The 24,444-nt window shown below is 45.4% G+C and carries 30 protein-coding genes; 27 read left to right on the top strand and 3 right to left on the bottom strand.

Annotated features, from left to right (window positions below; genetic code table 11):
* Positions 1-11 precede the first annotated feature (11 nt).
* From G327_RS0114410 to G327_RS0114395, 4 genes are all read left to right on the top strand, one after another.
* Entirely contained in the window at positions 12-737 is a 726-nt protein-coding gene (locus G327_RS0114410) for a DNA-methyltransferase (RefSeq protein ID WP_019615498.1), read from the top strand.
* A gap of 33 nt (positions 738-770) precedes the next feature.
* Positions 771-953: a hypothetical protein gene (locus G327_RS0114405; RefSeq protein WP_019615497.1), complete on the top strand. Its 183-nt coding sequence runs from the start codon at positions 771-773 to the stop codon at positions 951-953.
* 315 nt (positions 954-1,268) lie between these two features.
* Complete coding sequence (locus G327_RS25700; protein WP_211217235.1) at positions 1,269-2,189, top strand: DNA-methyltransferase; 921 nt, start codon at positions 1,269-1,271, stop codon at positions 2,187-2,189.
* A 269-nt stretch (positions 2,190-2,458) separates the two neighbouring features.
* The gene (locus G327_RS0114395; protein WP_019615496.1) at positions 2,459-2,716 is read left to right on the top strand and encodes a hypothetical protein; all 258 of its coding nucleotides are present in this window, start codon (positions 2,459-2,461) and stop codon (positions 2,714-2,716) included.
* 71 nt (positions 2,717-2,787) lie between these two features.
* Here the strand turns inward: G327_RS0114395 and G327_RS26570 are convergent, their stop codons facing one another.
* The 3 genes from G327_RS26570 to G327_RS0114385 form a co-directional block, all read right to left on the bottom strand.
* The gene (locus G327_RS26570; protein WP_019615495.1) at positions 2,788-3,039 is read right to left on the bottom strand and encodes an Ogr/Delta-like zinc finger protein; all 252 of its coding nucleotides are present in this window, start codon (positions 3,037-3,039) and stop codon (positions 2,788-2,790) included.
* Between the two features lie 580 nt (positions 3,040-3,619).
* Positions 3,620-4,657, bottom strand: coding sequence for a phage portal protein (locus tag G327_RS24790; protein WP_019615494.1), 1,038 nt, complete (start codon positions 4,655-4,657; stop codon positions 3,620-3,622).
* The gene (locus G327_RS0114385) at positions 4,654-6,417 is read right to left on the bottom strand and encodes a terminase large subunit domain-containing protein (RefSeq protein ID WP_019615493.1); all 1,764 of its coding nucleotides are present in this window, start codon (positions 6,415-6,417) and stop codon (positions 4,654-4,656) included. The genes G327_RS24790 and G327_RS0114385 overlap by 4 nt, the downstream gene beginning before the upstream one ends.
* Positions 6,418-6,620: 203 nt before the next feature.
* Here G327_RS0114385 and G327_RS0114380 point away from each other — a divergent pair, with 203 nt between their 5' ends.
* The 23 genes from G327_RS0114380 to G327_RS0114270 all read left to right on the top strand — a co-directional run bounded on the left by G327_RS0114380 (position 6,621) and on the right by G327_RS0114270 (position 24,443).
* Positions 6,621-7,505 (top strand): GPO family capsid scaffolding protein, encoded by an 885-nt coding sequence (locus G327_RS0114380; protein ID WP_019615492.1) that lies wholly within the window; start codon positions 6,621-6,623, stop codon positions 7,503-7,505.
* A complete protein-coding gene (locus G327_RS0114375; protein WP_019615491.1) occupies positions 7,505-8,521 on the top strand; it encodes a phage major capsid protein, P2 family in 1,017 nt (338 codons plus the stop codon). Before G327_RS0114380 ends, G327_RS0114375 begins: the two co-directional genes overlap by 1 nt.
* Positions 8,522-8,529: 8 nt before the next feature.
* Positions 8,530-9,243, top strand: coding sequence for a phage terminase small subunit (gene gpM, locus G327_RS0114370; RefSeq protein WP_019615490.1), 714 nt, complete (start codon positions 8,530-8,532; stop codon positions 9,241-9,243).
* 120 nt (positions 9,244-9,363) lie between these two features.
* Positions 9,364-9,828 (top strand): head completion/stabilization protein, encoded by a 465-nt coding sequence (locus tag G327_RS0114365; RefSeq protein ID WP_019615489.1) that lies wholly within the window; start codon positions 9,364-9,366, stop codon positions 9,826-9,828.
* A complete protein-coding gene (locus tag G327_RS0114360) occupies positions 9,825-10,328 on the top strand; it encodes a phage tail protein (RefSeq protein WP_019615488.1) in 504 nt (167 codons plus the stop codon). Before G327_RS0114365 ends, G327_RS0114360 begins: the two co-directional genes overlap by 4 nt.
* Positions 10,325-11,026 (top strand): phage virion morphogenesis protein, encoded by a 702-nt coding sequence (locus G327_RS0114355; protein WP_019615487.1) that lies wholly within the window; start codon positions 10,325-10,327, stop codon positions 11,024-11,026. The genes G327_RS0114360 and G327_RS0114355 overlap by 4 nt, the downstream gene beginning before the upstream one ends.
* A gap of 27 nt (positions 11,027-11,053) precedes the next feature.
* The gene (locus tag G327_RS0114350; protein ID WP_019615486.1) at positions 11,054-12,187 is read left to right on the top strand and encodes a DUF2586 domain-containing protein; all 1,134 of its coding nucleotides are present in this window, start codon (positions 11,054-11,056) and stop codon (positions 12,185-12,187) included.
* 3 nt (positions 12,188-12,190) lie between these two features.
* Complete coding sequence (locus G327_RS0114345; protein WP_019615485.1) at positions 12,191-12,643, top strand: phage protein; 453 nt, start codon at positions 12,191-12,193, stop codon at positions 12,641-12,643.
* Between the two features lie 2 nt (positions 12,644-12,645).
* Entirely contained in the window at positions 12,646-12,855 is a 210-nt protein-coding gene (locus G327_RS0114340; protein WP_019615484.1) for a TraR/DksA C4-type zinc finger protein, read from the top strand.
* Positions 12,855-13,277: a DUF5675 family protein gene (locus tag G327_RS0114335; RefSeq protein ID WP_019615483.1), complete on the top strand. Its 423-nt coding sequence runs from the start codon at positions 12,855-12,857 to the stop codon at positions 13,275-13,277. Before G327_RS0114340 ends, G327_RS0114335 begins: the two co-directional genes overlap by 1 nt.
* 14 nt (positions 13,278-13,291) lie before the next feature.
* Positions 13,292-13,537 carry a hypothetical protein gene (locus G327_RS0114330; protein WP_019615482.1) on the top strand — a complete coding sequence of 82 codons (246 nt, stop codon included), beginning with the start codon at positions 13,292-13,294 and terminating at the stop codon, positions 13,535-13,537.
* Positions 13,537-13,776 carry a hypothetical protein gene (locus G327_RS0114325; protein ID WP_019615481.1) on the top strand — a complete coding sequence of 80 codons (240 nt, stop codon included), beginning with the start codon at positions 13,537-13,539 and terminating at the stop codon, positions 13,774-13,776. The genes G327_RS0114330 and G327_RS0114325 overlap by 1 nt, the downstream gene beginning before the upstream one ends.
* The gene (locus G327_RS0114320; RefSeq protein ID WP_019615480.1) at positions 13,773-14,054 is read left to right on the top strand and encodes a putative phage tail assembly chaperone; all 282 of its coding nucleotides are present in this window, start codon (positions 13,773-13,775) and stop codon (positions 14,052-14,054) included. Before G327_RS0114325 ends, G327_RS0114320 begins: the two co-directional genes overlap by 4 nt.
* Before the next feature lie 8 nt (positions 14,055-14,062).
* Positions 14,063-14,239, top strand: a complete 177-nt coding sequence (locus tag G327_RS26870) for a DUF6890 family protein (protein WP_019615479.1) — start codon at positions 14,063-14,065, stop codon at positions 14,237-14,239.
* Positions 14,236-16,404, top strand: coding sequence for a phage tail tape measure protein (locus tag G327_RS0114310; protein ID WP_019615478.1), 2,169 nt, complete (start codon positions 14,236-14,238; stop codon positions 16,402-16,404). The genes G327_RS26870 and G327_RS0114310 overlap by 4 nt, the downstream gene beginning before the upstream one ends.
* A complete protein-coding gene (locus G327_RS0114305; protein WP_019615477.1) occupies positions 16,394-16,726 on the top strand; it encodes a DUF2590 family protein in 333 nt (110 codons plus the stop codon). The genes G327_RS0114310 and G327_RS0114305 overlap by 11 nt, the downstream gene beginning before the upstream one ends.
* Positions 16,723-17,964 carry a baseplate J/gp47 family protein gene (locus G327_RS0114300; protein ID WP_019615476.1) on the top strand — a complete coding sequence of 414 codons (1,242 nt, stop codon included), beginning with the start codon at positions 16,723-16,725 and terminating at the stop codon, positions 17,962-17,964. Before G327_RS0114305 ends, G327_RS0114300 begins: the two co-directional genes overlap by 4 nt.
* Positions 17,964-18,536, top strand: coding sequence for a phage tail protein (locus G327_RS0114295; protein ID WP_019615475.1), 573 nt, complete (start codon positions 17,964-17,966; stop codon positions 18,534-18,536). Before G327_RS0114300 ends, G327_RS0114295 begins: the two co-directional genes overlap by 1 nt.
* Before the next feature lies 1 nt (position 18,537).
* Positions 18,538-20,880 carry a tail fiber protein gene (locus G327_RS26125; protein ID WP_019615474.1) on the top strand — a complete coding sequence of 781 codons (2,343 nt, stop codon included), beginning with the start codon at positions 18,538-18,540 and terminating at the stop codon, positions 20,878-20,880.
* The gene (locus G327_RS24780) at positions 20,880-21,482 is read left to right on the top strand and encodes a hypothetical protein (protein WP_019615473.1); all 603 of its coding nucleotides are present in this window, start codon (positions 20,880-20,882) and stop codon (positions 21,480-21,482) included. Before G327_RS26125 ends, G327_RS24780 begins: the two co-directional genes overlap by 1 nt.
* Complete coding sequence (locus G327_RS0114280) at positions 21,479-22,375, top strand: hypothetical protein (RefSeq protein WP_019615472.1); 897 nt, start codon at positions 21,479-21,481, stop codon at positions 22,373-22,375. Before G327_RS24780 ends, G327_RS0114280 begins: the two co-directional genes overlap by 4 nt.
* Complete coding sequence (locus G327_RS0114275; protein WP_019615471.1) at positions 22,363-22,836, top strand: baseplate complex protein; 474 nt, start codon at positions 22,363-22,365, stop codon at positions 22,834-22,836. The genes G327_RS0114280 and G327_RS0114275 overlap by 13 nt, the downstream gene beginning before the upstream one ends.
* Positions 22,833-24,443, top strand: coding sequence for a hypothetical protein (locus tag G327_RS0114270; protein ID WP_019615470.1), 1,611 nt, complete (start codon positions 22,833-22,835; stop codon positions 24,441-24,443). Before G327_RS0114275 ends, G327_RS0114270 begins: the two co-directional genes overlap by 4 nt.
* Position 24,444 lies beyond the last annotated feature (1 nt).

The following is a 24,444-nucleotide window of genomic DNA, read 5'->3' as shown; positions in this document are numbered from 1 at the left end:
GAAACTGAGTGATGAAACTACTACAGGGCGACTGCTTAGATTTAATGGCCAAATTAGAAGATAACAGCATTGACATGGTGCTTGCTGATCTACCATTTGGTACTACTCGCCAAAAGTGGGATAAGGTGATTGATATGAACGCCCTATGGGAGCAATACAACCGAATTGTAAAAGATGATGGTGCTATTGTCCTATTTGCCAAACCGCCATTTGATAAAGTCCTTGCCTGCAGTAATCTAAAAACATACCGCTATGATTGGATTTGGGAGAAAACCCGTGCAACTGGTCACTTAAACGCTGGAAGAATGCCAATGCAAGCGCATGAATATTTATGTGTATTTTACAAAAGACAGCCCTATTACAACCCACAAAAAACTAAAGGGAATAAACCAGTAAATAAATTTTATACCCGTAAATCTGGTGAATGCTACGGTGGTGCTGACAAGGTTAAATCTGGCGGAGGTAGCACAGAACGTCACCCGCGCTCAGTGGTAAAACATGCGCCTGTTCCTAATAAAGAGCGTAGGCATTCAAACCAAAAACCTTTATCTCTATTGCTAGATATGATTAAAACCTATTCAAAAATTGGTGATGTGATTTTAGATAACACTATGGGGTCGGGATCAGTTGGTGAAGCTTGCTTGTTAACTGGCCGTAATTTTATTGGAATGGAAAAAACTCCATTAATATTTATGGGTACAAAAAAACACCTGCTGAGTATTCAATCTGCAGTTTAATTTACTAATTAACGAACATGGGAAATTTATAATATGCCAAAAGTAACAGTTGAATATACGGTTTATGTAACCGAAGAAATTGAAATGACAGAAGAAGAATTTGAACAAATTGATCTCGATAGTCTGTATGAAACTATCAATGTAAATAATAATTCTAACATTGGCTACGGATATATAACGAGTACCCTAAAAGACGGTAAAAAATTCGATTTTTAACGAACCCAGGTTATTTAATGCAATTGGGCTGTGTATATATACAGTCTAATTGCATTTGGATATACTGCTTATGTTTTTGATGCCTTGAGTACCTGAGACCCAGTAGTTCTGGAGAGGAAGCAACAAAAATATAAGCAAGCTACGCCTGTAGCTTGCTTACTCCTGTATTCAAGGCTCTTTTAAAGGAGCTGAAATGCACGAACATATTATAAAAAACGGTCAGGTAACATTGGTTAACGCTGACTGCTTAAAATATTTAAAAACCCTTCCAGATAATCATGTAGATTTAATTTAACAGACCCTCCGTATTTTCAAGTGAAATCTAATACATGGGACAACCAATGGCCGGACGTAGAAACTTTTTTAGCCTGGCTTGATGAGGTGCTTGTTGAGTTTTGGCGAGTATTAAAACCATCGGGCAGTTTATATCTTTTTTGTGGTTCTAAATTATCAGCCGAAACAGAAATATTAATTAAAAATCGTTTCAAAGTGTTGAATCATATTGTGTGGGCTAAACCGTCTGGTGCTTGGAAAAGATCGCATAAACCGTCATTACGTTCGTTTTTTCCCGCAACAGAAAGAATTATCTTTGCCGAACACTACGGCGCAGAAGGATTTGCAAAAGGGGCTAATGGGTATGCAACAAAATGCAACCAATTAAAACAAGAAGTATTTAAGCCGTTGATTAATTATTTTAAAAATGCACGAACAGCGTTAAATATATCAGCAAAAGAAATTAACGAGGCGACAAGCTCTCAAATGTGTTCACATTGGTTCTCATCAAGCCAGTGGAAGCTTCCTACTGAAAAACAATATAAACAATTGCAAAAATTATTCTCGCTACGTGGTGATGAATTATCACGAACTCATGGAGGCCTAGTTAAAGAACGCGCTGAACTGCTCAATAAATACGAGCATTTGCTATTAGAGTATCAGGATTTAAAAAAACAATACGATTATTTAAGAAGGCCGTTTGGTGTGACGAGTGAAGTACCTTATACGGATGTGTGGGTATACCCTCCCGTTCAATACTACCCTGGTAAACACCCATGTGAAAAGCCAGCTGATTTACTTGATCATGTTATTTTAACGAGCAGTAAAGAAGGGCAATTGGTGCTTGATGCATTTATGGGGTCTGGGTCTACCGGTAAGCAGTGTTTAAAACTGAATAGAAAGTTTATAGGTGTTGAAATGGAAGAGGCTACATTTAAAAATACGATAGTGGGTTTCAATTAATAATATATTGAAAAGAAGGTTCAGACAAAGCCCACAAAACGTGAGCTTTTTATTACAACAAAGAAAATTATGTTTTAAGTTATGCACTTATTTTATTTGAATCCAAGTTCTTAGTGCTAGCTAGTAATTCAATATATGCCCAATCTTTTATCGTTAGTTGGCACCTATGGCATAGATCGATTAAATAGTTTTTTTGAATAGAATGGGTTAGATATTTTAGGTATGCTGAAATGCCATTTATTTTTCAAATATATTAAGGAAATATGCTTATGAGTCAAATTTACGCTATCCCATACATTAAAGTTAGCACTCAGTTTTATGGAACTATGATAATTGCTGTTCAATCCATTAGATCGGTTCATGAGTTTTCAGATGCGGGAGTGATCTGTTTTAATGGTGTTACTCGTGACAATGGTTCAATAGCTTGCTCACACAGTTGTCAGAATATTTTACTTGCAATGGACAAAGCGTTAGAGAAAGCAAGTAGCTCCAAAATGGGTTGCATGGTGACTGTTGAAGTCAAATAAATTGGAGTAAGGCCATATAAATATTTATTCATGGCTAAATGACAGAAAGCCCACATAGCGTGGGCTTTTTGTTACAACAAAGAAAGTTGAGCCTTAAGCTCTTGCTGCTGACTGGGGGCTAGCGTTTTTAATAACTCAAACGCTAACTGCGTTGAGGTCTTAGCAGACGGGCTTAATGTATGACTGAACGACAGGTTCATCACAAAGGAGTGGCCACACTCCGGATCACGACAACTACAATACAAATCTGAATACCCTAACGATATTCTATTGGACTTCTGGATACTGCTTTTCTCACCGCATTCCGGACAAAGAATTCTCATAAAACACCTCACTGACTGACCTCTCCAGTATATGATATGCGCTGTGTTTATGTACAGCCATAACGTATTGATATCTCATCATTGCTTAACGACCTGGTTAAACCTCGAATGACTGCGCCCTTCAAAATTTTAGCGCCAAAAATTTTAAAAATAATTCTGACGGACTCACACAAAGGAGACTCTACGCCACGGAAAACGCACACCCCTCACACACCTGCGCGGTTTGTGATGCGTTTTTTTTTCAGTTTTGAATTCATGAAATTTAAGGGGGCTAGTGTAACCCCATACGGGTGTTCAGACCTTATATAGCGCGGGGCTTTGCGATCTTAAAGATCGCTTAAAAGCGCTTGTTTTGCCCGATATAAAATTTCGTAAATTGAAAAAAATTTCAGTTTTTTGAAAAAATAAGCTCTAAGAAAATAGTTTGTTTTTATTCAAGCTATTGAAAAATAATATGTTTTAAATTTTACGTGGGTTATTAGGAAAGATCTCTTTGAAATTTCAAGATCTGGTAAGGATCGCGCAGGCCAGTGTTTATAGGGCCTGAGGAGGATTTCAGGCCGAAACAGGAATTTCATTTTTATGAAATGCTTGTGGTGCCGGGAGCAGCCATTTCATTGCTTATATCAAACTCGAACTGCAGGTGCTTTGGAATTTCTTTATCACCGTTTATGGAATCCATTAAAATCTGGCAGGCGGGAATAACTTCATTTTCGTTATACACGTAGTTGAATTTGATCGGGTCACCACGTGTACCACCATGAGGAATAATGGCGGCTAGTTCAACAGGGAAACGATGGCCGGTGAGGACTTCTTGTGCGGTAATGTTTTTTATATTCTCAAATTCATCTTTAGTGGCAATATCGCCAACGGGGATCAGCTGAATGCCTTTTTCTTTGCCGTTAGGAATATTGACAAACATAGAGCGGAAATTACCTACACCCCGGCTTGATGACATTTTTTCTTTTAAGTCTTCTTCATCTTTCTTGCTTAAATTCGGATCCGAGGCGTAGAAAATAAAGCCCATATGTAGCCCGTTTTTGTAATAACGGCGCCTAAAGGTGGTGGCATCATTACTTAATAATGCCGACTGCACACAGCCTAGGTAATCGGGTCCGCCATAAACCTGCTGAACCGGATCGTACTGTTTAATAAAAATCACATCTTCTTTTTTGTATTTACGTTTTTTATCATCGCGCTCAAGCAGCCAGAAATCCCCTTTTTTATTTTTGCGCAGATACATAGAAGGCAGCGGGTGTAGACCGACAACCTGCCCGAAGTGATTTCGTAATTTCAGAATACCGGCATCGCCACATTCTAAAAAATCGTGTACGCAGGACTGCATATGTTGTTTTGTCATGCCGCCTTTTTGATATCGGCCTGCAATCATGTTTCGCCTGGCCATTAAGATAGAGCCGTGATAGGCATTCGCCCTGGTTAGTTTGTTGAGTCCTCTTCGGTCGAGTGGTGGCTCCCAGTAGTCCTCGCTATGATTATAAAAAAGATCACTGTATTCATAGTTAGTGAAGTCTTTGTTCATTATCTCTGGCTCCCCAAAGCTGAACATGACGCTTTCATTATTTGGGGTCTCTGTCGGTGTTACTTGAATATCTGTCATGCGGCGGTTTTCCATGTTGATTTGGGTTTGTCGTTATAATCCAAAGGTTCATTAATGAGTGCGTGTGAGATAGCCCAGAAAGCATCGGCATGGCCGGTTAATTCACTGCGCTCGGCTTTAAAGGTCATGGCATTACCGGAATGTGTTGATGCCCGTTTGATGGCCATGAACGCCATTGAGATATCTTTATGCTCAGCATCGTACTGCAGGCGGTTACCTTCAATGATGTCTATCATCTTCATGACCAGGCGGTTTTTACTTTCGTTACTGTAATGAATCGCATGGGCTTCCCGCGGGTATTTTTTACTGATTAAATCCCAAACACCGGCCCCGATGCCGGTCGTATCTACGCCTAAATAGGTGACGTTATAGCGCTCAAATACTTTGACTATCTGCGCGACCTGGTACTGAAAGTTAAGGCCTTTCCAGTAATGCTTTTCTAATACGCGAAACTTTTCCGGAGCGACAATCGGCGGGGAAACAACAACTAAACAGGCATTGTCCCGGGTACGTGACGGGTCGTATCCCAGCCAGACTTCACGATGACCAAAGGGGCGTTTATCATTGGGTTTGACATCCTGCCAGTGCGCCATATCAACCATGCAGCGCTCAAGGTGTGAGAACTGAAAGACTGACGTTGCGCCGTCAACAAACACGCACATAAACAGATTTTGAAAATCAGCGTGGCTGTATTCGTCGCGCAGTTCGTCAATATCAAATAATTCACAGCCTCCAGTGAGCGCATCTTCAATGGTGACGATGTAGCGCCATTGTCTGTCGGGACACACTACGCCGCCCTGCATCTCTTTAAAGGTCGGAAAATCAATATTAGCGCGGCTGTCTTTACCACGTCGCCAGCTGTCGCCGGTCCAAAATGGATACGCTTGATGTGTTTTTGAAGAGGGCGTTGAAAAGTAAGTTTTACGCCAGTTCTTATGGGTGGCCATGGCGGAAGCCAGTTTGTTTAATTCTTCAAACTTGGGGATCCAGAAGTATTCATCTACATACACATGGCCGTGGTAACTTTGTGCCGTTTTACTGTTGGTTGATAAGAAACGCAGCTCTGCGCCGTTGGATAAAATAATCGGGTTACCGGTTAACTCAATATCTAAAAACTCTTTGGCGATGGCAATAATATAACTGCGGAACACTTCCGCCTGGTTGCGTGATGCGGAGAGGAATATCTGATTATCACCGGTTAAAATCGCATCTTCTAAGGCTTCACCACTGAAATAATAAGTCGCGCCGATTTGCCGGGATTTAAGAATATTACGAATGCGCTGGCCGATATTATTGCGCATTTTTATCTGGTACTTAAATAAAGAAGCATTCCAACCATTAAAGTCATCGGTCGCTATATGCTCAATGTTATTTTTGCCTTTCTTCTTTTTCTTGTCGCTATTCGATGACTTACTACGGTTAGATTTATTGGGTTTACTGCCGGCTTGCTGGTCATTGCTGCTTTGTTTTTCATCCTGCTTACGCTGTTTTTTCAGTTTGACATGATGACCGATTAAACGGTCTAACAAATCCAGCTGCGGCTTAGTTGGCTCAGGAATTTCGAGTAATGCTTGAATACGGGTAGAGATTGCCTCATCAACGGTATGCTCGCGCAGCATGTCACGCCAGCCGTGCTTATCCGCCCAGAAATAAACAATACGCTCATTAGCCAGCCCTAGCTCTTTAGCTATTTCTTTTGGTGTCCAGGCTTTTAAATATAACGCTCTCGCAGCTTGTTTTACCTCTGGGGAATAGGCCATTTTCACTCTTCATTAATGTATTTATCTTCATCATACCCCCCGAAAAACCCCAAATATTTAAAGAAAATTCCGATTAATTCCGAGAACAGGGAAATCGGAATTTGTCGGAAGTGCCGTGACTGACCAGCCCAGTTCAAAGGCGTATTGTTGCCCTTACAAAGAGACATTGACTGACATCAATCTTAAAAAGGCAGCCCAGGGTAATGGCAAAAACAAGCGACTGGAAAATAGTAGCAACAGAAGGGGCAACCGTTGACGGTCGTGCTATCACTGCTAACTGGATCAAGGAAATGGCAGAGGCTTATTCTCATGATGAATACAGCGCACTTATCTGGCCGGAGCATCAACGTTCAAACTGGGGTAAATTCGAGGGTAATAACTGGGGCATTGTTGAGCAGTTAAAAGCAGAAAAGCGAGGCGGTAAGCTGCGCCTATTTGCCAAAATCACGCCTAATACGCACCTTTTAAAAGCTAACGCGAATGAGCAGAAGCTGTTTACCTCCATCGAGCCTAACCCGGATTATAAAGGCCAGGGGACCTGTTACTTAATGGGCCTTGCGGTGACGGACTCTCCGGCATCAACAGGCACAACCCGTTTAAAGTTCTCAACAGGCAGTGGTGATGAAAAAAACATTGAGTGCAGCCAACTCGAAGAGATTGAATTCTCAGAGTGCTTTTCTCAACAAAACCCAATCACTAAAGCCATTGCCACCCTTGCTCAATATTTCCAGTCTGGTGGCTCGCTGCCAGAAGTCCAAACAACCCCTGAACCAGAGGAAACCGACGTGACTAAAGAAGAATTAGCACAAGAGATGCAAACGCATTTCAGCGAATTTAAAACAGATTTACTGACTGAGTTAGATCAAAAATTCAGTCAGAAAGAAAGCGCGCCTGAAACAGAAGTGCCTGCAGAAGAGCCACAGCAGTTTTCTGCAGAGCAGTTCAGTAGCGAGCTTGCCAAGCAGCTTAAACCGTTAACTGAAAAAGTGAATGGTTTAGAAACAAAATTTAATGATCTGTCAAAAGAAGTACCAGGTCAGCGACCAGGTAATGAAGGTGCCGGTGAAACCCAAGTGGAGGTGATTTAATGTTTAATGCATTAGCCAGTAAATATTTAAATGAGTACTCCGTTGCTCTAGCACAAGCTGCCGGTGTTATCGATGTGACTAAACAGTTCTCTGTTACCCCGCCGATGGAAACGAAACTGCGCCAGGCGATTCAGTATTCTGATGGTTTTTTATCAAGCATTTCTATGATTTCAGTTGATCAAATTACCGGACAGGTGGTTGATGTGGGTACCGGTGGACTCTTAACCGGTCGTAAAAAGAACGGCCGTTTTACTGCTCAACTGGGTATTGACGGTAATACTTATCTGCTCGTTGAAACTGACTCCGGGGCTGCGGTTACCTGGGTTACCTTAACGCAGTGGGCGAACGCGGGTAATGCCGGTCAATTCGTTAAATTAATGAATGCCTCTATTACGCGTAACTTTGCATTAGACATGCTCAGAATTGGTTTTAACGGTATCAGCGTTGCTGAAACAACCGATCCAGAAGCTAACCCATTAGGCCAGGATGTTAATAAAGGCTGGTTAACCATTGTTAAAGAAAAAGCGCCTGGGCAAGTGATTGATTCTGTCGTTCTTGACGCCACCGGCGAGACTGAAGATTCTTATAAGAACCTGGACTCTGTGGTTAATGATTTAGTGAATAACGTTATTCATGAAGTGTATCAAGGGGATCCCGATTTAGTGGTACTGGTCGGCCGTGATTTAGTGGCAGCAGAGTCGCACCGCTTACTGGAATCAGCTAATACGCCGACGGAGCATAAAGCTGCACAGTCACTGGCGCAAACGATTGACGGTAAAAAGGCCTATACACCGCCATTTTTCCCGGCCACGGCTATCTGGGTAACCTCATTAAAGAACCTGCAGATTTTAACGCAGAAAGGCACGCAATGGCGCAAGTCGCGTAATGAAGAAGACCGCAAACAATATGAGTCTTCATACCTGCGCATGGAAGGTTATGCCGTAGGCGATTTTGATAAATTCGCTGCTATTGAAGAGGTTGTTATTGGGCCTGTTCCTGTGCCACCTGAAGAATAGGAGTTTTTATGGTTAGTGTAATCAGGCGTCAACGTCACAACAAATTAAAACAGCAGAGTGAACAAGGCCATCATCAGCCTTGTGGGGCTGAGCCTAAAAGCCTGCATCTGTTATTAACTGAGCTTGCTAATGATGAAAAGGTGCTGAAAGGCTTTAACCGTATTGACGATAAACTCCGGCATAAACGCGAAGTATTAGTGCCTAAGTACCGCGCCGCCGTTGAAGAATATCTAGCGAGCGAAGCGCGTTTTGATAACCCGTTATTTGCCATCATGGTGGTGTGGCTGTTTGATATTGAAGACTTAGACACCGCAATTAACTGGTGTGGTCAAGCCATTGAGCGAGAGCTTGATACACCACAGCGGTTCAAACGAGATTTTGCCACCTTTTGTGCGGATGAAGTATTGAAATGGTGTGAGCGCATGTCGGCACAAGGCCATTCAATCGAGCCGTTCTTTAGCCAGGTGTTTGCCATGGTTCGGGAAGAGTGGCGCATCAATGAACAGTTAACGGCCAAGTGGTACAAATTCGCCGGACTGCACCTGCTTCGAGATGAAAACGGTAAAGCAAAAGCGTCTTCGGTGGGCGACATTGAAACACTTGAGCAGGCAAAGGCGTTATTGATTGAAGCACAAAACCAAAGCCCGAAAGCACAGGTCAACACACACCTGGATAAAATTGAGCAGCGTATGCGCGCCTTAATTGACGGCACGAACCTTTAAATTCGTATTGTAAAAGCTCCTACGCCACCGCGCCTCGGCTGGCTAGGATGAGCACGCCATTAATGACGATGCTTAATCCTTTAGCCAGTGGCCAGAGGCGCACTTATTAAGGAAACGGATATGTTTAACGGGCAGGTAAACCCGGAGTATCAAGACACTGTTATCGAAAATGACGGGTTTTGGCCGGATTTAAACGCGGGCGATTTTGAAAAACGCCGTGGTGTACCGCTGGAAATGGACAAAGAGTCTATCGCTTACGCCGTTGCTGCTTCTACTGCCCAGATTAATATTGAGCTGGTCAACGTAAAAACAGCTTATCAAGCATCGGGTATTGAAAAAGCCGAGGACGTGGTAGGTCAGCCGAAAATCGGTGATAAAAACCTGCTGGTTATTTTGTATGAGAAAGCTGTATTTGCCCGCACTAAATCAGAATTATTACCGGAATATGCCACTACGCAGATGAAGGATGCCGGCGAGAATGTCGCAACCAGCCATGTTGAAGTACGCGACCAATTGTTAACTGAAAGTCAGCAGCATATCCGGGCGATTAAAGGAAAAGGCCGAACGGGCATTGAACTGTTATGAGTGCGCCGTTAAGCCAAACCGATGCGGGTTATTACCTGCAGGGGTTACTCAGTCACCTTAAAAAGGTGACACCTGAGCGCCAGCACAAACATATTGAGTGCTGGATGGAAGATGTGGAGATACTGGTCGGCGCTAAAAACCAAGGGCTTGGACGTGATATTGGGTATATCTCCTACAGCGCGTTATTTACCTTTGAGCGGTTTCCCTTTCAGCAGGTTGACCCGGCGGTGATTATTGCCAACGTCATGGCCTGGATAATGGACAACGACCAGCATCGTGATGAGTTTGAATTAAACGATCCGGTTTTTGATGTGGAATCTGAGAGTGAAACCACGGTGTTAATGAATTTAGAGATTGAATTTATTGAGCCGGTGATGGTGGTGCCCGATGATGCCGGACCAATTTACTGGCAGGACAGCCACTGGTCTCTAGCACCTTATGAGATATGGACAGCAGTGCATGGTGACGTGGTGATTGCCAATACGCAACCGGCATCATGATAAAAATTAGTTTTAATAAGAAGACATTAAAACAGGTAGAAAACGTTGCTAAAGCGATAGCGTTGCCCCCGCAAAAGAGAAAACGTCTGCTTAGGCGAGTGGCTGCCAATATAGCGACAGCCTCCAGGCAGAATATTACACGGCAGCAGATGCCGGAGGGCAGTAAGTGGGCTAAAAGGAAAAAAAGGCGCACTAAGCGAAAGCCTAAAATGCTCCTTGGCCTGCGACAGCATATTATCGTCAGTGGAAGCTCTGATGAAAATCATGCTGATATCACGCTTAAAAGAGGTAATTACCGGGTACATGCAGGCGTTCTTGGCAGCCGTCACAGCAAAGGTAATACGGTCACGGCAAAGGCGGATAAGAATCATTATAAAAAGAATCAACCAGAGGGCTGCTCAAGGGCGCAGGCCAAAACGCTTAAAGCACTGGGCTATGAAATATACGCAAGGCGAATGAACCCTAACGCCCCAAGGGGAAAGAAAATCGTTCCCACGGTTAAATTTATGGTTGAGAACTTCACCACAGAAGAAGTGCAAGGTGCATTTGGTTACCTGCGGGACATGGGGTTAATGCCGCCTCATAAAAAAAGCTGGCAGATAAAAACACCGTCACGTCGTTTTTTAGGGGCTGATAAAGAAAGAACCACTAAAGCATGGGCGCGTGCTTTCCAGAGTATGAATTACGGCAAAAAGTAACGAATATCGTTAAACAGGAGCAAAGCAATGGCGTTTCCAGAAGTTATTATTAACATTTCCAATATGATGAACGGGTCAATTCCGGGCGTTGAATTTCATTTTTTGTTTGTCGGCTACGGTGACTTAGAAGTAGGGCCTGAGCGCGACCTTATCATGGTCGACAGCAGCAGTGATTTAGATGAAGTTATCAAAACTGCCGGTGAGTCATTAATGACCACGGTGAAAGCTGCACAGCTTAACGGCAAGCAAGGCTGGACTGCTGGCGTCATGATTTTAAAAGAAGAGGATAACTGGCAGGATGCGGTCAGTAAAGCCAATGAAACATCGAGCTTTGAAGCCTTTGTTTTAGATTTTCCCGCCGAGGACAAAAAGCTGTTTGAAGATGCAGCTGCTCTGCGAAATGAATTAAAAGCCAAACTTGGCCGTGAAACCTTTGCTATCTGCTGTTGCCCTTACATTGATACAACACAAGATACCGGGCAGACCTGGTCGCAGTGGTTAGCTGATACTGTTGCCATGCAGGATTCGGTTGCCAGTGAATACGTGACGGTTGTTCCACTGGTGCATGCCGATAATTCAACCATTGGTATTTATGCCGGGCGCTTAGCTAATCAAGAAGTCTCCATTGCGGACTCCCCTGCTCGCGTTAAAACCGGTAGCGTATTAGGCAGTACAGAGCTTGCTGTCGATGTTGACGGTGCGGCCTTAGAGCTTGCCTATTTAAAAACGCTCGAATCAAACCGCTATGCGGTGCCGATGTGGTATCCCGACTATGACGGCCAGTACTGGACAACCGGGCGAACGCTTGATGTGGAAGGCGGCGACTTTCAAGATATCCGCCATATCCGTGTTGCTATGAAGGCGGCGCGTAAAGTCCGCATCCGCGCTATTGCACGCCTGGGCGATCGAGAGCTTAACTCCACCCCCGGCAGTATCGCCTCTGCAGAACTGTATTTCAGTCAGGATTTACGAGAGATGGCGATCAGTACCATCATTGGTGATTACACGTTCCCAGGGGAAATCAAGCCGCCTCTGGATGAAGACATCACCATCACCTGGATTAATAGCGAAGAAATAGAAATTTTAATGGCTGTCACCCCTTATGAATGCCCGGTGAAAATTACCGTGGGCATCATGCTTAATCAACGGATAGGAGAATAACCGATGACTGCGAGATTTACCGGTCGTAATTTTGACGTCACTATTCTTGGCGTCATGGTGCATGTGAAGTCAGCCACTGCCACCATTAGTGATGAATCAGCCGTCGCACTGAGTCGCGGCGTAACAGATGGTTATACCGACGGCACTGCTCAGTGTGAAACGGAATATGAATTGGATTTAAACAACTTTCGTAAGCTGCAGCAAAAAGCGCGTGAAGCCGGAAGCTGGCGGGAAATTGCCCCGCATGACTGCCAGTTTTATGCAAATAACGGAGTAGATGAAGACAAGATTGAGCTGTACGGCGTGAAACTGGTTATCTCAGATTTAATCAGTGTCGATCCGGAAAGTACCGATAAAACCACCCGTAAACTTAAAGGGTTTGTCACCAGTCCGCACTTTGTCAGTATTAACGGTATTCCCTATTTGAGTGAAAATGATACGCGGGGCTTATTTTAACCATGGATGATTTAGACCGAGCCAGTGAGCATGAAATGGCCCAGACACAAAGGCTCATTAACCGTCACCAGCAGAGCAGTAAAATTAAGTTTATTACCAGTGCACACAACTGCACTTTGTGTGATGAAGTGATCCCGGCTGCCCGCCGGTTTGCAGTACCAGGTTGTCAGTTATGTGTTAACTGTCAATCGGTATCCGAACAGGGGATTTGATGAAACATTTTATTTTAAAACGGCGTTACTTTGAGCACGGTACATACTCCTATTTGTACCGCGAAGACAGCAGCAAAGTCTGCCACATAGTTGAGCGTGAATGGCGTAACAACGAGCCCTTTAAATCCTGTGTGCCGGAGGGAAGTTATTTAATCGTGCCGCATAACAGCCCCAAGTATGGTGAGTGCTATGCACTGGTTGCCGCTACATTAGGCGTGACGATTGACGGGTCAAGTCTGCGTACTGCCTGCCTGATTCATCCGGCTAATAAACCCTCAGAATTGCTTGGTTGTCTGTCACCGGGACTTGATTTTGGTTTTTTAGACGATGAGTGGTGTGTGACGCATTCAGGGGATGCTTTTAATGCATTAATGAATGAACTGGGCGGCTCGCCTGCGCAGTTAACCATTATCAAAGATTAAATGAAGGACTAACCATGCATTTTTTTATTTCTATTTTAGGCAAAACAATCTGGGAAATTCTGCAGGGGATGCTGTTTAAAATGGCGTGGAGTGTGATGGCTGAACGCTTTGTTACCCGCCTGATAATTTGGGGGTTAGAAGTGTTAAAAAGCTTCACGTCCAATGATGTTGCACAGTCTACCGTCGACGACATTATTTTGTCACTGCAGGGAAAACGGTTAAAAGAAGTCCCTTTAATTCAGGAAAAAAAGGAGACGTGATGGATCCAACGGTAATCAAAGCATTTATCGCTGTGGCTATGTTTGTCACGGTACTGCTGACCGCATTAATTGCTAAGTTTTTTTCGTTAACCAAAGAAATTTCGGAATTTAAAACACACGTAGCAGAAAGTTATGTGACCAAAGATGAATTCAAAGACCATGCTGAGCGCTTAGAGCGGCAGATGGAAAGAGGATTTAATCGCATTTATGAAACACTCAACAGAAGAGAGAGCGCATGAAATCAGTAAACACAGCAAAAAAAGTAATCATCGTCAGCGTTGGGGACACTGAGTTTAATTTTTCGCCCACTGTGACCGACCATAACAACTACACCAATGAGCTGATGCCCGATAACAAAGTTGCACCGGCGTATACCTTCTTAACACGTACTGTCGACAGTGAGCAGAAAGACGCGTTAATTGAACTATTGGACAGTGTGCCGGGATTAATCATGGAATTGTTCATGGAAGTTAACAAAGGCGCAAAGGGCGGTATTAAGGTCAACTTAAAAAACTAACCGAGCGGGTGGGGAGAATTGATAAAAACCCCTATGAACAAGCTCTCACCCTGCGTCGTCACCTTCTGCCTGGCGAGGATGACCAGCCGCAAAACCTTGCTCGCGCTATGTGGTTAGACACACACCTTTATAAACGCCAGGAAATAGCCGTCGCTAATGCCATAGGAAAATTATTTAAAAAATGAGTTTTCAAGACAGATTGTTAATGACCGTGGCACTGATTGACCAGGTAACTAAACCTCTGCAGGGGATCACTGCGCAAATGCAGACCACAGTGGATGCAGGCCGACAAGGCATGGCTAATATGGCCAGTGGCGGGGCTGGTTTGGTGGCCGCTGGTTTTGCTGTTCAAAATGCACTGATGCCGGCCATTGAAATGGACAGAAAAATGGGGGTGGTGAAATCGCTGGGGGTGACAGATGCTGCATTAAAGCAGCTGCAGGCGACGGCGCTTGATTTTTCCGTTGAATACGGCAAATCTGCCACAGATTTTGTGGCTGCTTCCTATGATATTCAGTCAGCCATTGCAGGGCTCAGCGGTGATGAGTTATCACAATTCACAAAAGCATCCGGTGTACTGGCGGCCGCTACTAAAGCGGATACCGCCACTATTACCAGTTACATGGGGACCATGTACGGCATATTTAAAAACCAAGCCACTGAAATGGGCAAAGGCGAGTGGGTTGAGCAAGTTGCCGGCATGACGGCCAGTGCCGTGCAGATGTTTAAAACGACGGGCTCTGAAATGAGCAGTGCATTTACCAGTATTGGCGCAGAAGCCACCTCGGTGGGTATCGGCATGAACGAGCAGATGGCGATACTGGGCACGTTGCAGGCAACCATGTCAGGCAGTGAAGCGGGCACAAAATACCGGGCCTTTTTAAATGGTGTTGCTAAAGCGCAAGATGAATTGAATATGAGCTTTACGGACAGCCAGGGGCAGATGCTGCCGATGATTGATATTTTAGAGCAGTTAAAGGGGCGCTATGGCGACACTATTAGTGTGGCTGAATCGGCAGAGCTGACTAAGGCATTCGGCACACAGGAAGCTGTTGGCATGATTAAATTGCTGATGGCTGATACTGCAGGCCTTGCTCAAAACATTGACGCATTAGGTCAAGTCCAGGGAATGAGTAAAGCCGAAGAAATGGCTGCTTCTATGACTGACCAGTGGGAGCGTTTAGAAGCTGTTTTCTTTGCGGTGCGTGCTTCGGTGTTTGGCGCGGTACTGCCGTCAATTAATGCCGTTGTTGCCTCAATGATTGACGGCATTACCGTGCTGAGCGTCTGGCTCCATGAATTCCCGATATTAGGTGAAATCATTGGGTATGTAGCCATTGCCGGTATTTCCCTTGCGGGGGTGGTCGCTGTGTTGTCGCTTGCTATGGGTATCGGACAGATGATGTCAGCAGGCTGGGCATTAACAGTTGGCGTGCTAAGTGGCGTATTTAAAACATTACGCGCCGTTACATTACTGATGACCACATCAATATGGGCATTTAGTGCTGCACTTTTAGCAAATCCAATTACATGGGTTGTTATCGGGCTCGCAGCGCTTGCTAGTGCTATTTATATTGCTATTTATGGATGGGATGATTTTAAAGCGTCAATCGCTGATACAGCCGTGTTTAAATTTTTAGCTGATACCATTGACTGGGTTATCGGCATGCTTAATAAACTGCCGGGTGTTGAAATTGACTTTAAAGCGGGCGAGCTGCCGCAGGCACCCGGTGTTGATATTGAAAAACAAGCTCTGGCTGCGGAAATGCCGGTCATGCTGTCAATGGCTACTCGGACTGAGCTTCCCCCGATGATACCTGATGTCGCATCAGTTGATTCGCCGGAGCTTGAAATGCCGGCATTGAAATCGGCCAATCAGATAAAGGCCGGTGAAGTGCCTCCCATGTTGTCTTTTACGCAGCCTGACACTGCGGTGATGATGGAAAGTCCCGCGCAGCCGTCCGTACCTGAAACACCGGATATGCCGCTCATTCCTGAAATGCCTGAGATGCCGTCAGCGCCTGAAATGCCGTCGTTCGTGCAGCCTGGCATCCCTGATGTTGATATCGCTCAGCAGATTCAAGACGTGAATGTCACGCAGGAAACAATGGATGCTATGCCGGCCCTTGAAAGCGCCACGTTAGCGAGTAATGAAACACTGCCTAGCGTTACGCCTTATCAGCTGCCGCAAAACCAAACACAGTTACCTCAGGGGATGGTATCCAATGTCACGACCGTTAATAAACCTAAACCCACTGCCACACGTCAGTATGGCGATGTGTTTATCACTACACAAAATGCATTCACACCAGACCAGTTAGCACAGTGGGATGAACTCAATGCCGGATAAAAAGTACATTGATTTACAAGTAATGAATGGCGGCTGGGAAATAGATGCGGGACAGCAGCCGCTTGAGTGCAGTGATTTGTACAGCATCTCGCAGGATATTAAACACGCCATTATGGAGTCAGGGCTGGCCCGTGAATTAATTGGTGAAAGAAACCCGGCATTACGTGCGGATGTGCTGGTGCAGATAGAGCAGTTAACGGAGCTGGATATTCGTATCACGCCCGGTAGTGCAACGGCCACTGAGCGACAGGCCGGTGAAATAATATTAACAGCGGACGCCTATGAATACGGACCGACTGGTGAAATAAGGGTGAGTACATGAGTCAACGACCAGATGCTGATTTTGAGCAGATATTAAATGAGGCCGGTATTCCTACTTCGGAAGAAGCGCTTGCAGAAAAGCTGCAGGCAGAAGTGGTTGATGCGGGCAGTCACCTGTCTAATGATTCGCAGATGTCGCCGTTTTGGAGCTGGGTGCGTGCAGCAGTGGTGACACCTGCGCAGTGGCTTGTTCGGGTTTTGTTAGCCGGTTTTGTACTGCCGAATATGTTTGTCGCTACAGCAGCGCGGTGGGCGCTTGAGCTGAAAGCCTGGGAGCTTAATGTCAGTGTGAAAGAAGCTGAAAAAACGCAGGGGAACATCACCTTTACCAAAGCCAATGCCGATGATGCCGTGACGATTGCCCAGGGAGCGATCGTTCAAACACTGCCGATTGACGGGGTGGTTTATCAAGTAGAGGTGCTGGCTGATACTGTCATTGAGGCGGGACTGCCGACGGGCAAGGCGTTGACCCAGGCGGTCCAGGCTGGCAGTGCATATAACTTGCCTGCTGGGTATTTTAATATTCTTCCAACCGAGCTTCCAGGCATTATTTCTGCGGTTAATGAGGCAGACTGGATAACCCGCCTGGGCGCGAACGCTGAAACTGATGAGGCGTTAGCACTGAGACTTCAGAATGCCTTTACCAGTGCCGGAAGCTGGCATATTGATGATGCCTACCGCTCCATTATTGCCAGTGTGGCCGGTATTCGAAGCGATCATATTTTCTTTTTAAATACCGGTGATATTACGCCGGGCTCAGCCGTTGCTTATATTTTAATGGAAGTCGGCTACACGCCGCAGTCGACGCTTGATGAGCTTAATCAGCATATTATGAGTGATGGTCACCACGGACACGGCGATATCATGATTTGTCAGGCCATCCCGGATAAATACCATGAAATGACGGCGGAGGTGGTGCTGGTTGAAAACTTAACCGAGCAGGAAACCATGCTTCAACTCACAGAAGTTCAGCAGCGTATTCGCGCGGCGTTTCGTGAAACAGAAGGGTTTACCGATATGACCCGCACTATGCCGCTCAGCCGTTTTAGTTTATCGCAGATGGGCAGTGAGATTCATAACGCGATGGATGCAGTTGCATCAATATTATTCATTGTTGACGGCGAAGTGCAGCAGGACATTATCAGCGCGCTAGAGCAACCGAGGTTAAGTGGGCTGTCTGTTATTGAGGGCGGGACGACAATTGTTGAGCGCGTGTTATCAGTAATAGAGGGCAAATAATGTTAAAGCGGTTACCGGTATTACCTAAAAGCAATATTCCATGGTGGCAGGACGGCAAAACTATCTCGACGCAGTTAGTCGAGCCGTACTTCTTATCAAAAGGTGTTCACCAGTTCTTTCGTTTAATTAACGGCTGGATGCTGTTCCCATTGCGCCAGGCGGATGCATTAACCTGCAGTGAGTCCATGCTTAATTTAATGGCGTGGGACAGGGATATAACCCGTTTTGAGGATGAGCCGCTTTCCCTGTTTCGTGTTCGAGTGAAGTATGCTGCTGTTAACGCTAAAGACGCGGGCAGTGTTGCCGGGTTTATTCAGATTTTTGAGCGCCTGGGTGTGGGCTTTATTGAAATTGATGAGCGATTACCTGGGCGCGACTGGGACATCATCTCAATACGTGTTGATGACTCTCAGCTGACAGAAGATGCCGCCTTGCTGGATGAGATTATCAGAAGTTACGGGCGGACGTGTCGGCGTTATGAGTTTGAAGTCATTGCTCCGGTTTTATTGGAAATGAGTGCAGCACCGATGGATTGGGAGCATCAATGCCATGTGGCAATATTAGAGGAATAACATGTCAAATACCGTTATCACATTAGCCTTTGAGGCATATAAAGCAGAGCAGGAAGCGCTTGGTCTTCCGGTTATACTTGATGAGTTTGTACTGGCTAATGTACCCGATTTAGACCCAAGCGTGCCGGTTGACCCAAATGAAGGATTACCGGACGAAGAGCATATTGTATATATCAGTGATGTCAGTCAAACCGGTTATGTGAGTCCCAATGCAGTGGTTTATTCCTTAATCATGGATACCAGCATCGGCGACTTTGATTTTAATTGGATTGGCCTGCGCAATAAAGCCTCGGATGTGCTTGCTGCTATCAGCCATATTCCGCTGGTACATAAATTAAAAACCATTGTCGGCGAGCAGAACGGTAATGCCATCACCCGCTCAATTATGATGAGTTATAGCGGTGCCAAACAATTAACTGAAATTCATGTTGATGCGTCTACCTGGCAGATTGATTTTACTGCGCGGTTGTTCGGTACTGATGAAGCTGCGCGTTTAAGTAATGTTGACCATTATTATTCAGCTTCCTTCATTAATGATGGGTTTAAGGTCGTTAAAGAAGAGGTAATTGATACCGCTTTAACTACTCCTATCGTTTACAAAGCAACAAAGGGTACCGGGTATGTTGAGGGACTACGTTGCGCGATTGAAAACGACAGGCCTATTACTGATGTGCTAACGCCTAGTAGAATTTATGTTGATGCTAGCTGGCAGGGACAGGTGACCAGTCAGTGGAATACAGTGATTAAGCTTATTTCCTCGAGAGATAACCTGGTTGATTATATTGATGAAGATGGATACGCGCATTATGTCACGCATATAGCTGAGATTGATGCTGTAGGTAATATCACTGATACGCGTTTTTTAGGTGGCTCCCCCTCATTCGAACGACAAGATAACGCTGCGACTGACAGTGATATTGATGAGGAGTCAACAGAGAGTAAGCATGTGAAATTAGCGCAGTTCTGGCGCGGTATTACTAATAAAATCAGTGAAGCCTTTACTGGTCGAACTATTGCAACAACCAGCCCGTTACAAGGCGGTGGAAACTTATCTACTGACCGAACCTTATCAATTGATGATGCAACAATCGCGCAGAAAGGGGCTGTTCAATTATCTGATTCGGTTAATTCAACCAGCACCATTTTAGGGGCCACCGCGAGCGCAGTAAAATTAGCGTATGACAAAGCAGTTGAAGCACTTAATGTTGCTAATTCCAAATGGACTTATGTGGTTGCCAGCACCACGGTTTATGGCGCTACAAAATTATCGACTGCCATTGACTCAACCAGCACTGCCGAGGCCGCCACACCAAGCGCGGTGAAATCAGCTTATGACCTGGCCGCTGCTAAAGCTGCACAGGCAACAACAATCGCCACAACCAGTCCATTGCTTGGGGGCGGTGATTTATCCGCTGACCGAACATTGTCGATTAGCGATGCAACCACTGAGCAAAAAGGGGCGGTGCAGTTAACTGATTCCGTGTCGACTGTCTCAAGTATTTTAAGTGCTACCGCTACAGCGGTGAAAACGGCCTACGACAAAGGAGTTGAAGCGCTAGGTGTTGCCAATGCAAAGTGGACCTATGTGGCCGCCAGTACCACAGTCTCTGGTGCGACGCAGTTATCAACAGCCATTGACTCCACAAGTACTGTCTTAGCAGCCACACCAAGCGCGGTAAAGTCCGCTTATGACCTGGCTGCCGGTAAGGCCGCACAGACAATCACTATCGCCACAACTAGTCCATTGCAGGGAGGCGGTGATTTATCTGCTGACCGAACACTGTCAATTGCTGATGGTACAACGGCCCAAAAGGGGGCGGTGCAATTATCGACCTCCATTAGCTCAACAAGTACGCTCTTAGCTGCCACTCCCAGTGCGGTTAAAGCAGCTTATGATTTGGCGGACAAAAGTATTTGCCCCGTTGGTGTGCCCTTGCCATGGCCTAACGAGGCGATACCATCTGGTTTTTTAGCATGTGTCGGACAGGCGTTTAGTATTACCACATATCCTTTACTTGGGGCTGTATATCCTAACGGTACGCTACCTGACTTACGCGGGGAGTTTATCCGAGGCTGGGATGATGACAAAGGCACTGACCCTGGACGTCTTATTGGTTCATATCAAGCAGCATCACGTCACTCTGAGAAGAGGCGAATAGAAGGTTATGCTGGCGCGGCTTGGGGGGACGAATACAGCCCTGGTACCGTAGAGAATCATGAATCAAGGACGCCAGTTGGCCCTTCTGGGGAGCTTGCTCTTGGCGGAGACATAAAAGCACTAATGCTATCTTGGGATGCTGTTCCACGTAATGTTGCATATCTTTATATAGTAAGGGCTGCCTAATGACATTTAAATTTTTAAAAGAAGATCAGGAAGTATTAGTTCATCATTATAAGGGGCATGACGGGCAGTTTATTGCTTCAGGCATCACCCTAATTCAGGCCGGTACCGGCCTGCCGGCCAACAGTACAATTGAGCCGTTACCTGATTTGTCAGAAGAGCAGTGTGCATTGTTCAATGGGAATACATGGGAGGTGGTGTCCGATTACAGTGGGCAGATGTGTTACGCAAAAGATCGAGATAATGGGGGTAATTATCATGTCACTGAGCCTGGTGAACTGCCTGATACACACACATTAATTAAGCCGGGAGAATATGACAGCTGGTTTGATAACGGATGGCAGTATGATGAACAACGTTATCGTGCAGAGCTTATCACTCAAGAAACAACCTGGAGCAAAGAAACATTACAGCTTGTCAACATTGAGATAATGAGGTGCCAGCAAGACCGCCTTATTCCTGACGAATACTCTGCATTGATGATAACGGATTATACCGATGTGCATTATTATGCTTTATTGAGGGATCGTAAACTGCTTCATGAGTACCCGCTTCAGGATGACTTTCCAGAGTGTGGCAGGCCGGTATTGTCGGGGATAGTATGAGCTGGGTTAACTCACTACTTACATGGCCGAATGCGGCGCAGTCTATTCAAACGGGTGCAGAAACGGTTACCACACAAGTCGGCACAACAATGGTTGAGGCCACTGCTCGGTTAACGCCCTTAGTGGGGGACGCAAATTATAGCCGTCACCCACTAAGCCTCGAGGCCGAGGCTTTATTAGGATTGCGAGTTGACCTTGATGCTTTGCTCAGTCAAGGCACTGTTTTAACCGTGTCGCCCTATCAATTCCAAGTCGGTGACCAGCAAACATCTGGTGCTTACCTTAATCCGCAACAAGCAGTGAACTGTTTAGCGGATAAACTGCGCGACCAGGTTGATAAAAACCGCCCTGCAGGGCAACTTTATTGTATTGCTGTGATGGTCAGTGAGTCCCAGTTAAATCAGTTTGCTTCTGTCTTAAGTAATCTAGTGAGCGTCTTCCCTTTGCCTGATTGGGGACAAGTCGCCAGACAGTCCACTGCGTTATCCACACAATCAGTGGATAAGTTATTTCAGCCGGCATCAATTAGTCAGCCGCGTTTTAAACCGGCTGCCAATTTACACGCGAGTCCTCTTCGTGATGCACTTTATTATCAAGGGGCGCAGATTGCGACGCTTGAGTCATTAGCTCATGATAAAACCCATGTCATTGATAAGTTACAAGTATTGGCGAGTAAGCGTGCCGGCAAGCTAGCAGAAATTAGTGAAACTGTTAACGCACTGAAAAACCTGACTGGCAGTGTTTGGAGTATGTCGCTCAACGGCAGTACGGAAAGTATTGCAACGCAGTTAAGCCAAGCGCCGGTACCTGGTAATAATCAACATACCGTTGCCAGTTTACTGCTTAGCGCTGCGCCGCTGACATTTTTTGAGGAGTTATTATGCTCAGCTTAAACGGAATAATCGTAAAGCTCGACGCCATGACCGTGGGCATGTCCATGGAGCTTAAAGACCAGGATATGAGCGGACAGTCATCGGGCACGGATACAGCCGAACAGGGGGATAAAGGTAAGAAATTATCTGTGGCCGGGATTATTCCGTTTAAATCATTATGGATATTAACCCTGCTGTATCAACTCGCTTCGGCAAAAGATAAACATGGTAACCGTAAAGTTTACCGGGTGGGTAACATACTGTCGCTTGCACTGAAAATTCGCCAGGCAAAATTCACCGGCAGCATTAATGCCACTGAGCATGACAGCTTATTAGCCTGGAATGTCTCTTTTGAACTGCGTGAGTATAACGGTGTCGCTGAGCAGAAAGAAAACCGTCAAAAACAGCAGACAAAAGCCACGCAGGAGCAAAATACCCGCCATCAGCAGGCGCTTAAAGATGCAGAAGAGACCGGCCTATGAAATTAGAAAAGCGCCTTTATATCGCTGGTGAGGAAATGACATTAGCTTCGCACATGGTTAGCTTGAAATTATCCCTGGGCAGTGTTGCTATATTCACTATTGCCGATACGTTTATCCCTGAAAAACATCAGGCAGTGCGTTTTGATATCGGTTATGAAAGTAACCTTAAACCATTTTTTGAAGGGTATATTGAGAAAGTCCAGCCTGCAGAGAACGGGCATTATAGAATGACAGTAAAAGAAAATGTGGGCATTCTAAGTAACCGCTGGCCGCTGAGTGTTGAGCATCCGACCATGCGGGAAGTCTTAACGGCACTGGGTGAAAAAACAGGCCTGCAGTTTATCCTGCCGGAAGAAGTAGATTATACCGATAAACAAATTCCGAATTTTGTCAGCCAGGGGACAGGATATCAGTGCTTACAGCAAATCGGCCGAGCGTTTAAGGTGCCTGATTTAGTCTGGTTTCAACACACAGACCAAAGTGTTCATATTGGTGCTTACCAGGACTGCCGGTTCTATGGCAAGCCGGTTACCGTGCCACTTGATTTATCATCAAGGGCCAACGGCGATAATATGACCTTCGCGCCATTTCCGATGCTTCGCCCAGGCGCTTTAATCAAAGATGAGAAGCTAACTGAAAAACGCCTTACCCGGTTAGATTTAATCGGTGATGAGATGACCGCTTACTGGGGGCCACAAACAAACAGTGTGCCGGCTAAAAAGCATGAAATATTCAAATTCTTCCCGGAGCTTGCCACGCAAAACCATTTACCGAAGTTTGGACGTGTTGAAGCAGTGCGCGATACTGCGAGCGCAGGGCAAACAGCAGATCCATTTCGTCCTCGTTATGCAATCGATATTCAACTGCTCACCGAGTCCCTGCAGGCTGATTTAAATGTTCCAGTTTATAAATCTATTCCGATGCCGGTGCATATGTCTGGCCATGAATCTGGATTATTAGCTTATCCACTTGAAGGGACCATTGTTGAAATCGCTTTTGCTTATGGCCGAAACGATTTACCTATCATTCGTGGTATTTATGGCCGTGACTATGCGCTGCCCGATATTGAACCCGGCGAGCAACTGCAACAGCAGCGTATAGAGGTAAGCCAAAAGACAGACGCGGCAGGTAATACAACAGAGCAAACCGACCAACAGCAAAGCCAACAAGCATTTAAACAATATGACCAGGCCGATGAATACCTGGGAGAGTTCGGCAAACATACACTCACCATCAGCCAGCACAGTATTGAAGAAATTATTGGTCAAAAGGTGATTGAAGCCCTGGGCGCAATCGATTTATTAGCCGGTGATGATTTAACACTCGGTTCACTGGGAAATATGCAAGTAGCCACTGCGGGGGAGCTTATCACCACCATCGGCAAACTGCGCAATGTGGTGGTTACCCTGGACGATAAATTAAAAGTGATGGGTAATAAAATGCAGACGATAGAAAAAAACTTCAACATTACTGCGGAAAATATCACCCAGGACGCAACCACTATAAAGCTAAATGGCGGGGCAGGTGTTTGTACAGGTGCGTCAATTTGTCCGTTCACAGGCAGTCCGCATGTAGATATTTCAACCACCGTTTTTGCAGGGAAATAAT

Origin of the sequence: Psychromonas ossibalaenae ATCC BAA-1528 (assembly GCF_000381745.1) — a bacterium.
GTDB lineage: Bacteria > Pseudomonadota > Gammaproteobacteria > Enterobacterales > Psychromonadaceae > Psychromonas > Psychromonas ossibalaenae.
The sequence above is the reverse complement of the archived record's forward strand: the minus strand, read 5'-3'. Positions and strand labels throughout refer to the sequence as shown.